Annotated in this window: 13 protein-coding genes; 10 read left to right on the forward strand and 3 right to left on the reverse strand. The window is 59.0% G+C overall.

What is annotated here, in order from left to right; translation table 11 throughout:
• Positions 1–57: 57 nt before the first annotated feature.
• The 8 genes from HMPREF3142_RS10955 (at position 58) to arnF (ending at position 8,336) form a co-directional block, all read left to right on the forward strand.
• A complete protein-coding gene (locus HMPREF3142_RS10955) occupies positions 58–564 on the forward strand; it encodes a phenolic acid decarboxylase (RefSeq protein WP_012540376.1) in 507 nt (168 codons plus the stop codon).
• A 396-nt stretch (positions 565–960) separates the two neighbouring features.
• Positions 961–2,100 carry a UDP-4-amino-4-deoxy-L-arabinose aminotransferase gene (gene arnB, locus HMPREF3142_RS10960; protein WP_012540377.1) on the forward strand — a complete coding sequence of 380 codons (1,140 nt, stop codon included), beginning with the start codon at positions 961–963 and terminating at the stop codon, positions 2,098–2,100.
• 1 nt (position 2,101) lies between these two features.
• The gene (gene arnC, locus HMPREF3142_RS10965; RefSeq protein WP_070612070.1) at positions 2,102–3,085 is read left to right on the forward strand and encodes an undecaprenyl-phosphate 4-deoxy-4-formamido-L-arabinose transferase; all 984 of its coding nucleotides are present in this window, start codon (positions 2,102–2,104) and stop codon (positions 3,083–3,085) included.
• The gene (arnA, locus tag HMPREF3142_RS10970; RefSeq protein WP_008806953.1) at positions 3,082–5,067 is read left to right on the forward strand and encodes a bifunctional UDP-4-amino-4-deoxy-L-arabinose formyltransferase/UDP-glucuronic acid oxidase ArnA; all 1,986 of its coding nucleotides are present in this window, start codon (positions 3,082–3,084) and stop codon (positions 5,065–5,067) included. The genes arnC and arnA overlap by 4 nt, the downstream gene beginning before the upstream one ends.
• Positions 5,064–5,966 carry a 4-deoxy-4-formamido-L-arabinose-phosphoundecaprenol deformylase gene (gene arnD / locus HMPREF3142_RS10975; protein WP_008806954.1) on the forward strand — a complete coding sequence of 301 codons (903 nt, stop codon included), beginning with the start codon at positions 5,064–5,066 and terminating at the stop codon, positions 5,964–5,966. Before arnA ends, arnD begins: the two co-directional genes overlap by 4 nt.
• Positions 5,966–7,621: a lipid IV(A) 4-amino-4-deoxy-L-arabinosyltransferase gene (gene arnT, locus HMPREF3142_RS10980; protein ID WP_008806955.1), complete on the forward strand. Its 1,656-nt coding sequence runs from the start codon at positions 5,966–5,968 to the stop codon at positions 7,619–7,621. The genes arnD and arnT overlap by 1 nt, the downstream gene beginning before the upstream one ends.
• Positions 7,618–7,956, forward strand: a complete 339-nt coding sequence (gene arnE, locus HMPREF3142_RS10985) for a 4-amino-4-deoxy-L-arabinose-phosphoundecaprenol flippase subunit ArnE (protein ID WP_008806956.1) — start codon at positions 7,618–7,620, stop codon at positions 7,954–7,956. The genes arnT and arnE overlap by 4 nt, the downstream gene beginning before the upstream one ends.
• Complete coding sequence (arnF, locus tag HMPREF3142_RS10990) at positions 7,956–8,336, forward strand: 4-amino-4-deoxy-L-arabinose-phosphoundecaprenol flippase subunit ArnF (RefSeq protein ID WP_070612071.1); 381 nt, start codon at positions 7,956–7,958, stop codon at positions 8,334–8,336. Before arnE ends, arnF begins: the two co-directional genes overlap by 1 nt.
• Here the strand turns inward: arnF and HMPREF3142_RS10995 are convergent.
• On the reverse strand, positions 8,333–9,382 hold the full coding sequence (locus HMPREF3142_RS10995) for an AI-2E family transporter (protein ID WP_070612072.1): 1,050 nt from the start codon (positions 9,380–9,382) through the stop codon (positions 8,333–8,335). The two genes, arnF and HMPREF3142_RS10995, sit on opposite strands and share 4 nt — an antisense overlap.
• 133 nt (positions 9,383–9,515) lie before the next feature.
• On the opposite strand from HMPREF3142_RS10995, the gene HMPREF3142_RS11000 reads away from it, so the two are divergent.
• On the forward strand, positions 9,516–10,736 hold the full coding sequence (locus HMPREF3142_RS11000; protein ID WP_008806959.1) for an MFS transporter: 1,221 nt from the start codon (positions 9,516–9,518) through the stop codon (positions 10,734–10,736).
• Here HMPREF3142_RS11000 and HMPREF3142_RS11005 read toward each other — a convergent pair whose 3' ends face one another.
• A complete protein-coding gene (locus tag HMPREF3142_RS11005; protein WP_012540380.1) occupies positions 10,737–11,294 on the reverse strand; it encodes a DcrB family lipoprotein in 558 nt (185 codons plus the stop codon). It abuts the gene before it with no gap.
• 73 nt (positions 11,295–11,367) lie between these two features.
• Positions 11,368–12,033 (reverse strand): 7-cyano-7-deazaguanine/7-aminomethyl-7-deazaguanine transporter, encoded by a 666-nt coding sequence (locus HMPREF3142_RS11010; RefSeq protein ID WP_008806961.1) that lies wholly within the window; start codon positions 12,031–12,033, stop codon positions 11,368–11,370.
• 206 nt (positions 12,034–12,239) lie between these two features.
• Between HMPREF3142_RS11010 and tusA the strand changes: the two genes are divergently transcribed.
• Positions 12,240–12,485, forward strand: a complete 246-nt coding sequence (gene tusA / locus HMPREF3142_RS11015) for a sulfurtransferase TusA (RefSeq protein ID WP_002920858.1) — start codon at positions 12,240–12,242, stop codon at positions 12,483–12,485.
• The last annotated feature ends 40 nt before the right edge of the window (positions 12,486–12,525 follow it).

A 12,525-nucleotide genomic window follows, 5' to 3' on the forward strand; every position in this document is an offset into this window, starting at 1 on the left:
GTTATTCATTCATTTTTTAAAGACGTATGCTGTCCTCAACAAAACAGAGGAGAATAAATGATGAGCACTTTCGACAAACATGACCTCAGCGGCTTTATCGGTAAACATCTGGTCTATACCTACGACAACGGCTGGAACTACGAGATTTACGTCAAAAATGGCCACACCCTCGACTACCGTATTCACAGCGGCATCGTCGGCAATCGCTGGGTGAAAGATCAGGAAGCATACATCGTGCGGGTGGGGGAAAGTATCTACAAAATCTCCTGGACCGAACCGACCGGCACCGACGTCAGCCTGATCGTCAACCTGGGCGACAAACTGTTCCACGGCACCATTTTCTTCCCGCGCTGGATCATGAATAACCCGGAAAAAACCGTCTGCTTCCAGAACGACCATATTCCGCTGATGAATTCGTACCGTGATGCCGGCCCGGCCTATCCAACGGAAGTGATTGACGAGTTCGCCACTATCACCTTCATTCGCGACTGTGGCGCCGATAATGACGAGGTCATTAATTGCCCGGCGAGCGAATTACCTGCGGATTTTCCTGCAAACTTGTAATTCAGCAGAAATAACTTTGTGATCTGCGCTAACATTTTGTCATTAAGCGTGACGATCGCTAATTAAAGTATTGTGTATTGGTTTAATTCCCGTTTACTTTTTGCTATTGCGTTCCTGTTTCTTGCCGCTTAACAGGAACGCTTTCCTGTCATACCCCTGCCATAAAAAATTCCTATCATACTGTTTAGTAATGAGTTATTACTTATTCTGAGAAAATATTAATTTCTTAATATTATCCTAAGCAAGGTCGACTACATTAATAGTGGTCGAAATACCCTGAAATGGAATGCCGCGCTGAACTCACTTCATTTTAATTTCGTTTAAGTCCGCAGGCGCAGGATATTTTATTCTAACGACCCTGATTTGTGCGTGGGTCAACTACAGAACAGGATGATGATGAGCGATTTTTTGCCGTTTTCGCGCCCGTCGATGGGCGACGCAGAGCTGGCTGCGCTGCGTGAAGTTTTAGCGTCGGGCTGGATCACCACCGGACCGAAGAATCAGGCACTCGAAGCGGCATTCTGCCAGCTGACCGGCAATCGCCACGCGATTGCCGTCAGTTCAGCGACCGGCGGGATGCATGTGACCCTGATGGCGCTGGGTATTGGCCCCGGCGATGAAGTCATTACGCCGTCCCAGACCTGGGTCTCCACTCTCAATATGATCTGCCTGCTGGGCGCTACGCCGGTGATGATCGATGTCGATAACGACAATCTGATGATTACCCCTGACGCGGTGGAAGCGGCGATCACTTCGCGTACCAAAGCGATAATTCCCGTGCACTACGCGGGCGCGCCAGCCGACATCGACGCCATTCGCGCGGTGGGCGAGCGCCACGGCATTCCGGTGATTGAAGATGCCGCCCATGCGGCGGGTACCCATTATAAAGGCCGCCACATTGGCTGGCAGGGGACCGCCATTTTCTCGTTCCACGCGATCAAGAACATGACCTGCGCCGAAGGCGGGCTGATTGTCACCGACGACGACGAGCTGGCCTCCCGTATCCGCAGTCTGAAATTCCATGGTCTGGGCGTGGACGCCTATGATCGTCAGACCCACGGCCGCGCGCCGCAGGCGGAGGTGATCACCCCGGGCTTCAAGTACAACCTTGCCGATATCAACGCCGCTCTGGCGCTGGTCCAGCTGGAAAAACTGAGCCACGCCAATCAGCGCCGGACGGAGATTGCCCAGCGCTACCTGCGCGAGCTGGCGGACACGCCGTTTAAACCGCTGACCGTCCCGGCATGGGATCACCAGCACGCCTGGCACTTGTTTATCATCCGCGTCGATGAGGCCGCATGCGGCATCAGCCGCGACGCGCTGATGGAAAAGCTGAAGGCGATGGGTATCGGCACGGGTCTGCATTTCCGTGCGGCTCATACGCAAAAATATTACCGCGAGCGCTTCCCTGAGGTTTCCCTGCCAAATACCGAATGGAACAGCGCCCGCATCTGTTCTCTCCCGTTGTTCCCGGACATGACCGATGACGATGTCACTCGCGTCATTTCCGCACTGCGCCAGCTGTCAGGACGTTGATATGCTTACTTACCCTCCCGTGAAGAAGGTCTCGGTGGTTATCCCGGTTTATAACGAACAGGATAGTCTGCCGGAACTGCTTCGTCGTACGGATACCGCCTGCGCCACGCTGGGGCGGCAATATGAAATTCTGCTGATCGACGATGGCAGCAGCGACGATTCTGCGCGCATGCTGACCGAAGCCGCCGAGGCGGAAGGCAGTCACGTCGTCGCCGTGCTGTTAAACCGTAACTACGGCCAGCACTCGGCGATCATGGCCGGCTTTAGCCATGTGACGGGCGATCTGATTATTACCCTTGATGCCGATCTGCAAAACCCACCGGAGGAAATTCCGCGGTTAGTAGAGAAGGCTGATGAAGGCTACGACGTGGTGGGCACCGTCCGCCAGAACCGTCAGGACAGCATCTTCCGCAAAAGCGCCTCGAAGATGATCAACCGCCTGATCCAGCGCACCACCGGCAAAGCGATGGGCGACTACGGCTGCATGCTGCGCGCTTACCGCCGCCATATTATCGACGCGATGCTCAACTGCCACGAGCGCAGCACCTTTATCCCGATCCTGGCGAATACCTTCGCCCGTCGCGCGGTCGAGATCCCGGTGACGCATGCCGAGCGCGAATTCGGCGACTCCAAATACAGCTTCATGCGCCTGATCAACCTGATGTACGACCTGGTGACCTGTCTGACCACCACGCCGCTGCGTCTGCTCAGCATTTTCGGCAGCGTGATTGCCCTGCTGGGCTTCGCCTTCGGCCTGCTGCTGGTGGTGCTGCGCCTGGCCTTTGGCCCGCAGTGGGCGGCGGAAGGGGTGTTCATGCTCTTCGCCGTGCTGTTTATGTTCATCGGCGCCCAGTTTATCGGTATGGGCCTGCTCGGCGAGTATATCGGACGCATCTATAACGACGTTCGCGCTCGTCCCCGCTACTTTATTCAACGTGTTGTTCGCCAGCCGGAAACGGCATCTAAAGAGGAAGATCGTTCATGAAAGCCGTAGTCTTCGCTTATCACGATATGGGCTGCACCGGTATCCAGTCCCTGCTGGACGCCGGGTATGATATCGCTGCTATTTTCACCCACCCGGATAACCCTGGCGAAAACCATTTCTTTGGCTCCGTGGCGCGCCTTGCCGCCGAGCAGGGCATTCCAGTGTGGGCGCCGGAAGACGTGAACCATCCGCTGTGGATTGAGCGTATCCGCGAGATGAAGCCGGACGTGCTGTTCTCCTTCTACTACCGCAACCTGCTGGGCGATGAGATCCTCAATCTGGCGCCGAAAGGGGCGTTCAACCTGCACGGTTCGCTGCTGCCGAAATATCGTGGCCGTGCGCCGCTGAACTGGGTGCTGGTCAATGGCGAAAGCGAAACCGGCGTCACCCTGCACCGCATGGTGAACCGCGCGGATGCCGGCGATATCGTCGCCCAGCAAACCGTGGCGATTGGCCCGGATGACGCGGCCCTGACGCTGCATCGTAAGCTGTGCGCCGCCGCCACTGAGCTGCTGGGCCAGGCGTTGCCGGCGATCCTTGAAGGAAAAACCGCAGAGCGCCCGCAGGATCACAGCCAGGCGACCTACGTGGGGCGTCGTACCCCGGAGGATGGCCGCCTCGACTGGGAGCAGCCGGCGCAGACCCTGCACAATCTGGTGCGTGCCGTCTCGGATCCGTGGCCGGGCGCCTTCGGCTACGCTGGCGCGAACAAGTTTATCGTCTGGAAATCCCGCGTCCGCCACGATCTGCCGGCAGCCAAACCGGGTACCGTTATCTCCGTTGCGCCGCTGATCGTGGCGTGCCAGGACGGGGCGCTGGAAATTGTCACCGGCCAGACCGAACGCGGTGTGTACATGCAGGGCGCTCAGCTGGCGCAGGCGCTGGGCCTGGTGTCCGGGGCGGTGATCAGCAGCAAACCGGTGGTGGCGATTAAGCGTCGCACCCGCGTGCTGATCCTTGGCGTCAATGGCTTTATCGGTAACCATTTGACCGAGCGCCTGCTGCAGGACGACAACTATGAAATTTACGGCCTGGATATCGGCTCCGACGCCATCAGCCGTTTCCTTGAGAGCCCGCGTTTCCACTTCGTGGAAGGCGATATCAGCATTCACTCCGAGTGGATCGAGTATCACATTAAGAAATGCGACGTGGTGTTGCCGCTGGTGGCCATCGCCACCCCTATCGAATACACCCGCAACCCGCTGCGCGTGTTCGAGCTGGATTTCGAAGAGAACCTGAAGATCATCCGCGATTGCGTGAAATACAATAAGCGCATCATCTTCCCGTCGACCTCTGAAGTGTATGGCATGTGCACCGACAAAAACTTCGACGAAGATACCTCCAATCTGGTGGTCGGGCCGATCAACAAACAGCGTTGGATCTACTCGGTCTCCAAACAGCTGCTGGATCGCGTGATTTGGGCCTACGGCGATAAGTACGATCTTAAGTTCACCCTGTTCCGTCCGTTCAACTGGATGGGACCGCGCCTGGATAACCTCAACGCCGCGCGTATCGGTAGTTCCCGCGCCATCACCCAGCTGATCCTCAACCTGGTGGAAGGGTCGCCGATCAAGCTCATCGAGGGCGGCAAGCAGAAGCGCTGCTTCACCGATATCAGCGACGGTATCGAAGCGCTGTTCCGCATCATCGAGAACAAAGACGGCCGCTGCGACGGGCAGATCATCAACATCGGCAACCCGGAAAACGAAGCGAGCATCAAAGAGCTGGCCGAAATGCTGCTCGCCTGCTTCGAACGCCATCCGCTGCGCGATCGCTTCCCGCCGTTTGCCGGCTTCCGTGAAGTGGAAAGCAGCGATTACTACGGGAAGGGCTACCAGGACGTTGAGCATCGTAAGCCGAGCATTCGCAACGCCAAACGCTGCCTGAACTGGGAACCGAAGGTGGAGATGGAAGAAACGGTCGAACACACGCTGGACTTCTTCCTGCGTACAGTTGAACTGGTGGACGATAAAAATCCATGAAACAGGTCGGCTTACGCATAGATGTCGATACCTTTCGCGGAACGCGGGACGGCGTTCCGCGGCTGCTGGACCTGCTGGGCCAGCACGGGATCCAGGCAAGCTTCTTCTTCAGCGTCGGGCCGGACAATATGGGGCGCCATCTGTGGCGCCTGGTAAAACCGAAGTTTCTGTGGAAGATGCTGCGTTCCAGAGCGGCTTCGCTGTACGGCTGGGATATTCTGCTGGCTGGCACCGCGTGGCCGGGACGCCGCATCGGCGCGGGGAACGAAGCGGTGATCCGCGCGGCCGCCGAGTCTCATGAAGTCGGGCTGCACGCCTGGGATCACTACAGCTGGCAGGCGTGGAGCGGCGTCTGGCCGCAGGAACGGCTGGCGCTGGAGGTTGAGCGCGGCCTGCTCGAACTGGAACGCATCATCGGCCGGCCGGTCACCTGTTCGGCTGTCGCCGGCTGGCGCGCCGATCAGCGGGTGGTCAAAGCCAAAGAATCCTTCGATTTTCTCTACAACAGCGACTGTCGCGGCACGCGGCCGTTCCTGCCCCAGCTCGGTAGCGGCACGTTCGGTACGGTGCAGATCCCGGTCACGCTGCCGACCTGGGATGAGGCGGTGGGCACGGCGGTCGATATCGCCGGCTTTAACCGCTACCTGCTCGACTGCATCCATCGCGACCCGGGCGTGCCGGTCTATACCATTCACGCCGAAGTGGAAGGTATTGCTTACGCCGATCAGTTCAATGAACTGCTGACCATGGCGGCGGAAGAGGAAATTCAGTTTTGCCCACTGAGCCAGCTGCTGCCCGCTGACTTTAGCGAGCTGCCGTCTGGCAAAGTGGTTCGGGGTGAACTGGCTGGCCGGGAAGGCTGGCTCGGACGTGAACAATTACTGACTTCGGGTGTTTGATGAAAAGCATTCGCTATGGCGTCTCTCTGATTGCGCTGTTTGCGCTGTATTACCTGCTGCCGCTTAATTTTCGTTTGCTCTGGCAACCCGATGAAACCCGCTATGCGGAGATCAGCCGTGAAATGCTGGCCACCGGTGACTGGGTGGTGCCGCATTTTCTCGGATTGCGCTACTTCGAAAAGCCGATTGCCGGTTACTGGATCAACAGTATCGGTCAGTGGCTGTTTGGCCATAATAACTTCGGCGTACGCTTTGGGTCGGTCTTCGCTATCACCATGACTGCCCTGCTGGTGGCCTGGCTGGCGTGGCGCGTCTTTCGCGACAAAAAGGTGGCTGTCCTGTCGCCGGTGATTTTCCTTACCGCGATGCTGGTGTATGCGATTGGCACCTATGCGGTGCTGGACCCGATGATCACCCTGTGGCTGGCGCTGGCGATGTGCAGCTTCTGGGGCGCGGCGCAGGCGCAGAGCCGCAGCGGCAAAATACTGGGCTACGCGCTGCTGGGCGTCGCCTGCGGTATGGGGGTGATGACCAAGGGCTTCCTGGCGCTGGCGGTGCCGGTGGTGGGCGTGCTGCCGTGGGTGATCGCCCGTAAACGCTGGCGTGAAGTGCTGACCTACGGCTGGCTGGCGGTGATCGTCTGTACGCTGGTGGTGCTGCCCTGGGGGCTGGCTATCGCCCAGCGCGAGCCGGACTTCTGGCGCTACTTCTTCTGGGTCGAGCATATTCAGCGTTTTGCCGAAAAAGATGCCCAGCACAAAGCGCCGTTCTGGTACTACATTCCGTTCCTGATCGCCGGCAGCCTGCCGTGGCTGGCCCTGCTGCCGGGGGCGCTGAAGCGCGGCTGGCTTGAGCGCGATGAGGCTCGCGGCGCGCTGTATCTGCTGGGTTGGGTGGCGATGCCGTTCCTGTTCTTCAGTATCGCCAAAGGCAAACTGCCGACCTATATCCTGCCGTGCTTTGCGCCGCTGTCGATTCTGATGGCCCGCTACGCGCTGGAGGCCGCAAAGACCGGCGCAAAAGCGCTGCGCATCAACGGGATGATCAACCTGGGCGTTGGCCTGCTGGGGCTGATCGCCGTGCTGGTGGTCTCACCCTGGGGCGTGATGCACAAGCCGGTGTGGACCAAGATTGAGCTGTATAAATGTCTGCTGGCGGCGATCGCCTTCGCCGTCTGGGCGCTGATGGGCTGGCTGGCGATGAAAAACCCTGGCCGCCGCTGGAGCCTCGCCGCGCTCTGTCCGCTCGGCCTGGCGCTGCTGGTGGGCTTCGCCATCCCGGACCGGGTTATCGACAGCAAACAGCCGCAGTTCCTCGTGGATATCGTCAGTGAATCCCTGCAGCCCAGCCGTTACGTCCTGACCAACAACGTTGGGATCGCCGGCGGCCTGGCCTGGGAGCTGAAGCGCAGCGATATTATTATGTTCGACAAACAGGGTGAGCTGAAGTACGGTCTCGACTGGCCGGATGCTCAGGGAAGCTTTGTCAGCCAGGCCGGTTTTGCCGACTGGCTGGCCACGCACCGTCAGCAGGGGCCGGTCTCGCTGGTGCTGTTGATGGATAAAGGAGAGAGTATGGTTGACTTACCGTTACCGAAGCCAGATAACGCCTACGAGCTGGGTCGGGTGGTCTTCCTTCAGTATCTGCCGCAATGAGCGTCTGGATCTGTCTGGTGTTCGCCAGCCTGCTGAGCTGCGCCGGGCAACTCTGCCAGAAACAGGCGACCCGCCCGTCCCGTCGCGGACGGCGGAGTCGCCATATACTCTTCTGGCTGGGGATGGCGCTGTTATGCCTGGGCTGCGGCATGCTGCTGTGGCTGAGCGTGCTGCAGTCTATTCCGGTCAGCATCGCCTATCCGATGCTGAGCCTGAATTTCGTCTGGGTTACCCTCGCGGGCTGGGGCATCTGGCATGAGCCGGTCGCTCGCCGTCACTGGCTTGGCGTCGGGTTGATCGTCGTGGGCATTGTCATTCTGGGGACCAGCGTCTGATGGGCTTTCTCTGGGCATTATTCAGCGTCGGCCTCGTCAGCGCCGCGCAGTTGCTGCTGCGCAGCGCCATGGTGGCCTTGCCGCCGCTGACCGATATTGTGGCATTTCTCCAGCATCTGCTGCATTTCCGGCCCGGGACCTTCGGCCTGTTTTTCGGCCTGCTGGGCTACCTGCTGTCGATGGTCTGCTGGTACTTTGCCCTGCATCGCCTGCCGCTGTCGAAAGCGTATGCCCTGCTGAGCCTGAGCTATATCCTCGTGTGGGCCGCCGCCATCTGGTTGCCCGGCTGGCATGAGCCGTTCTACTGGCAATCGCTGCTGGGCGTGACGATCATTGTCGCCGGCGTGTTGACCATCTTCTGGCCGGTCAAACGCCGCTAGCCGGGGAGCCGGCTTTTGGGACGGCCCGGGCCGAGCAGGATCGCCAGCTTGCTGCCTCCGACGGTGGTCTCCATCCAGATTTTACAGACGCTGGTTAACGGTACCGAGAGCAGCATCCCCACCGGCCCCAGCAGCCAGCCCCAGACCAGCAACGACAGGAACACCACCAGGGTCGACATTCCCAGCCGATGGCCCATCATGCGCGGCTCCACCATGTTGCCCAGCACCATATGCACCACCAGAAACAGCGCCCCGACCAACAGGCACTCATAAATGCCGCTAAACAGCAGCGCCTGCAGCATCGGGGGGATAGCGGAGATAGCGGAGCCAATGTTCGGCACATAGTTCAGCAGAAACGCCAGCACCCCCCACATCAGGGCGAACTGTACCCCCATCGCCAGCAGCCCTAGCCAGACAATCAGCCCGGTCCACAGGCTAATCAGCGTCTTCAGCGCCAGATAATGGGTGACGCCTTTCAGCGCCCGGTGCAAGCCGGCGATATGCAGGCGCGGGTTATTGAGGGCAAAACGCAGTTTGTAGGGCAGGTGGCGAACCTCAAACAGCATAAAGATCACCGTCATCACCAGCAGCACGATGCTGGCCATCGCCCCGGAAAGCTGAGTCATTAGCGTCGTGGCCCAGGTCATCAGCCGTTCTGTATCCATGCGCCGCAGCATGCGCTCCGGATTGATATGCAGATTAAGGAAGGGGAGATACTCCTGGAGCTGGAGGATCTTGCGCGTCAGGGCGCGGTTGAAATCGGGGAGCATGGCGACAAAGTCATTGAGCGACGCCGCCAGTACGCCAAGCAGCGCGGTGAGCATCACCAACATCGCCGTCACCACCAGGGTAATGGCGAACGGACGCCGCACCCCGCGGCGAATGAACCAGGTGACCAGCGGGTTGAGAACAATAGCGAAAAACAGCGCCAGCAGCAGCTGCACCAGAATATCGGCGGCGGCGTGGATCCCGGCGAGGATAATCACTAACGCTGCCAGCTTAAGTAAAATATGGAGCCCGGCTTTATCAGCCTGCGGAGAGGACATAGGTATTCCTTTTATGAGTCGCGCCAGATAAGTGTAGCGGTTCGCCGACTGCCAATATTCCGAAAGGAGGGCTGCTTTTCCGCCGCCAGCGTGGTAATAGTGAAAGCTGATTGTCGAAATCTGGTGGAACCTGATGCCCGAACCCGTCGCCGAGCCGGCGCTCAATGGACTGCGCCTCAATCTGCGGATTGTCTCTGTCGTTATCTTTAACTTTGCCAGCTATCTCACCATCGGCCTGCCGCTGGCGGTGCTGCCCGGCTATGTGCATGATGTCATGGGCTTTAGCGCTTTCTGGGCCGGGCTGGTGATTAGTCTGCAATATTTCGCCACGCTGCTCAGCCGCCCGCATGCCGGGCGCTATGCCGACCTGCTGGGGCCTAAAAAGATTGTCGTCTTCGGTCTCTGCGGCTGTTTTTTGAGCGGTTTGAGCTATCTGTTGGCGGCCTGGAGCAGCGGCTGGCCTCTGGTTAGCTTGCTGCTGTTATGCCTCGGACGGGTGATCCTTGGTATCGGCCAGAGCTTCGCCGGCACAGGCTCGACGCTGTGGGGCGTCGGCGTGGTCGGTTCGCTGCATATCGGGCGGGTGATCTCGTGGAACGGGATTGTGACCTACGGGGCGATGGCGATGGGCGCGCCGCTCGGCGTGCTGTGCTATTCACACATTGGCCTCAGCGGCCTGGCGGTAGTCATTATGGCGGTGGCGCTGGTGGCGATCCTCTGTGCGCTGCCCCGCGCGGCGGTGAAGGCTACCAAAGGTAAAGCGATGTCGTTTCGCGCGGTGCTTGGCCGGGTCTGGCCCTACGGTATGGCGCTGGCGCTGGCCTCCGCCGGCTTCGGGGTGATCGCCACCTTTATCACGCTGTTTTATGACGCCAAAGGCTGGGACGGCGCGGCTTTCGCTCTGACGTTATTCAGCTGCGCGTTCGTTGGCACGCGGCTGCTGTTTCCTAACGGCATTAATCGCCTCGGTGGACTGAACGTGGCGATGCTCTGCTTTAGCGTGGAGATTATCGGACTACTGCTGGTCGGCTTTGCCGATACGCCGTTGCTGGCGAAAATCGGTACCTTCCTTACCGGGGCGGGGTTCTCGCTGGTCTTCCCGGCGCTGGGGGTGGTGGCGGTCAAAGCGGTGCCGCAGCACAATCAGGGGTCGGCGCTGGCGACCTATACCGTGTTTATGGATTTGTCGTTGGGGGTCACCGGGCCGCTGGCCGGATTGCTGATGGCGTGGACCGGGATCTCGATGATTTATCTCGCCGCGGCTGGGCTGGTGATGGCGGCGCTGCTGTTGGGCTGGCGGCTAAAAAAACGGCCCCCGGTTAGCGAACCGGAGGCCATCGCACCAGGCCAGTAATTACTGGATGGTGAGGGTGTTGATGATGCTTTCTGCTTCGGTCTGCGCCTGCTGCTGGTTGTCCGCCGGCAGGGTCACCTGCAGGGTCAGCAGTTTGTCATCCACTTTGCCGAGGATCACTGAAGACCAGGCGGTCTGCCCCTTGGCAGAGATGATGCTGTCCAGCTGCTGCAGGGTATGGCCTTTCATCTCCAGCGATTTGTTGCTCACCACCTGCAGCTGCGGGTCGCGGCTACGCTGCTGATCTTCCAGTCGTTTCGCCAGTACCGCCAGATCTTCATTGGTGCTGTCGCCGACGATGACGATGACCGCTTTCTGGCCGGTAGCGTCAGAGTAGACGTGCATGTTGTTCGCCTGGGTACCCAGTTTGCCGCTCTGGTCGGCCATGCCCGCAGGCAGGGTGAAGCTCAGTTTGCCATCCAGCAGGCTGATTGCCTGGCCGCTGGCATTGCTCTCCGCTGCTGCGCCAACGGTTGGCGCTTTTGAATCGCTGTTATCGCAGGCGGCAAGCCCCATTACCAGCAGGCCAATACCGACATATTTAACCAAATTGCGCATTGACATCTTCCTTTCGATAAACGGCCACTAATGGCTCATCCGGCTATCTTAACACATCGGCCCGCGAGTACCTTTAACTCGGCTGTAATGCCGACAAATCAGATTTATCCGCCAGTCTTTTCAACAGCATATTTAACAGCACGCCGTACATCGGCAGGAAGAAAATAATGCTGATAAGCACTTTAAAGCTGTAGTCGACGAGGGCGATTTCCCCCCAGTGGGCGGCCATAAACGGGTCCGGGCTGCGCCAGAAAGCGATAAAGAAGAACGCGACGGTATCGCTGATGTTGCCGAACAGCGTCGAGGCGGTGGGGGCCAGCCACCAGTGGCGACTCTGCCGCAGGCGGTTGAAGACGTGGACGTCGAGGATCTGCCCCAGTGCATAGGCCATAAAGCTGGCGATGGCGATGCGCGCGACGAAGAGATTAAAGGTGCCCAGCGCGGCAAAGCCCTGCCACTCGCCCATGTAGAACAGCGCAGAGATGCCGTAAGAGATAACCAGCGCCGGGACCATCACCGCGAAAATGATGCGTCGCGCCAGCGGTGCGCCAAAAATGCGTACCGTCAGATCGGTGGCGAGAAAGATAAACGGAAAACTAAACGCGCCCCAGGTGGTATGGAAACCAAAAATGGAGATCGGCAGCTGAACCAGATAGTTGCTGGAGGTGATGACCAGCAGATGAAATAGCGAAAGCCAGACGAGCGCTTTTTTGCGCTGTACGGTAGTAAACGGATTCATATTGTGACCTTTTTATGCCCGTCATGCTTCAGGTGAATGAGCAATCGGCAGCGGAACGTTGGGGTGAGGGAACCCAATAAAAAACGGCTGCATGATACTGCGTTGTCGGCGTAATGCAATGGTTGTTTTTCGCGCAAACGTTAACCTGGCTTGCGTACTGGCGAACTGGGGGTAAACTAGGGCCGTTTTGTTAACGTGAGACTAAAATGAGCGAACTTTTCTCCACTCCTGACCATACCCTGGATGCCCTGGGGCTCCGCTGCCCGGAGCCGGTCATGATGGTGCGTAAAACCGTGCGGACGATGCCGGTCGGCGAGACGCTGCTGATTATTGCTGACGATCCGGCCACCACCCGCGATATCCCGGGATTCTGCCGCTTTATGGAGCATGAGCTGGTGGCCCAGGAAACCGAAGCCCTGCCGTACCGCTATCTGATCCGCAAAAGCCACTGAGCTTTTCCCGGATAGCGGCGCGTAGCGCCTTATCCGGGCT

It is taken from the genome of Klebsiella sp. HMSC16C06 (genome assembly GCF_001808325.1).
GTDB lineage: Bacteria > Pseudomonadota > Gammaproteobacteria > Enterobacterales > Enterobacteriaceae > Klebsiella > Klebsiella variicola.

What these genes read in the sequence shown, in the direction of transcription:
- arnT (WP_008806955.1), top strand. Translation starts at nt 5,966, where the DNA reads ATGAAAAGCATTCGCTATGGCGTCTCTCTGATTGCGCTGTTTGCGCTG.
- HMPREF3142_RS10955 (WP_012540376.1), top strand. Translation starts at nt 58, where the DNA reads ATGATGAGCACTTTCGACAAACATGACCTCAGCGGCTTTATCGGTAAA.
- HMPREF3142_RS11010 (WP_008806961.1), bottom strand. Translation starts at nt 12,033, where the DNA reads ATGAATCCGTTTACTACCGTACAGCGCAAAAAAGCGCTCGTCTGGCTT.
- arnB (WP_012540377.1), top strand. Translation starts at nt 961, where the DNA reads ATGAGCGATTTTTTGCCGTTTTCGCGCCCGTCGATGGGCGACGCAGAG.
- arnA (WP_008806953.1), top strand. Translation starts at nt 3,082, where the DNA reads ATGAAAGCCGTAGTCTTCGCTTATCACGATATGGGCTGCACCGGTATC.
- arnF (WP_070612071.1), top strand. Translation starts at nt 7,956, where the DNA reads ATGGGCTTTCTCTGGGCATTATTCAGCGTCGGCCTCGTCAGCGCCGCG.
- HMPREF3142_RS11000 (WP_008806959.1), top strand. Translation starts at nt 9,516, where the DNA reads ATGCCCGAACCCGTCGCCGAGCCGGCGCTCAATGGACTGCGCCTCAAT.
- HMPREF3142_RS10995 (WP_070612072.1), bottom strand. Translation starts at nt 9,382, where the DNA reads ATGTCCTCTCCGCAGGCTGATAAAGCCGGGCTCCATATTTTACTTAAG.
- arnD (WP_008806954.1), top strand. Translation starts at nt 5,064, where the DNA reads ATGAAACAGGTCGGCTTACGCATAGATGTCGATACCTTTCGCGGAACG.
- HMPREF3142_RS11005 (WP_012540380.1), bottom strand. Translation starts at nt 11,294, where the DNA reads ATGCGCAATTTGGTTAAATATGTCGGTATTGGCCTGCTGGTAATGGGG.
- arnE (WP_008806956.1), top strand. Translation starts at nt 7,618, where the DNA reads ATGAGCGTCTGGATCTGTCTGGTGTTCGCCAGCCTGCTGAGCTGCGCC.
- tusA (WP_002920858.1), top strand. Translation starts at nt 12,240, where the DNA reads ATGAGCGAACTTTTCTCCACTCCTGACCATACCCTGGATGCCCTGGGG.
- arnC (WP_070612070.1), top strand. Translation starts at nt 2,102, where the DNA reads ATGCTTACTTACCCTCCCGTGAAGAAGGTCTCGGTGGTTATCCCGGTT.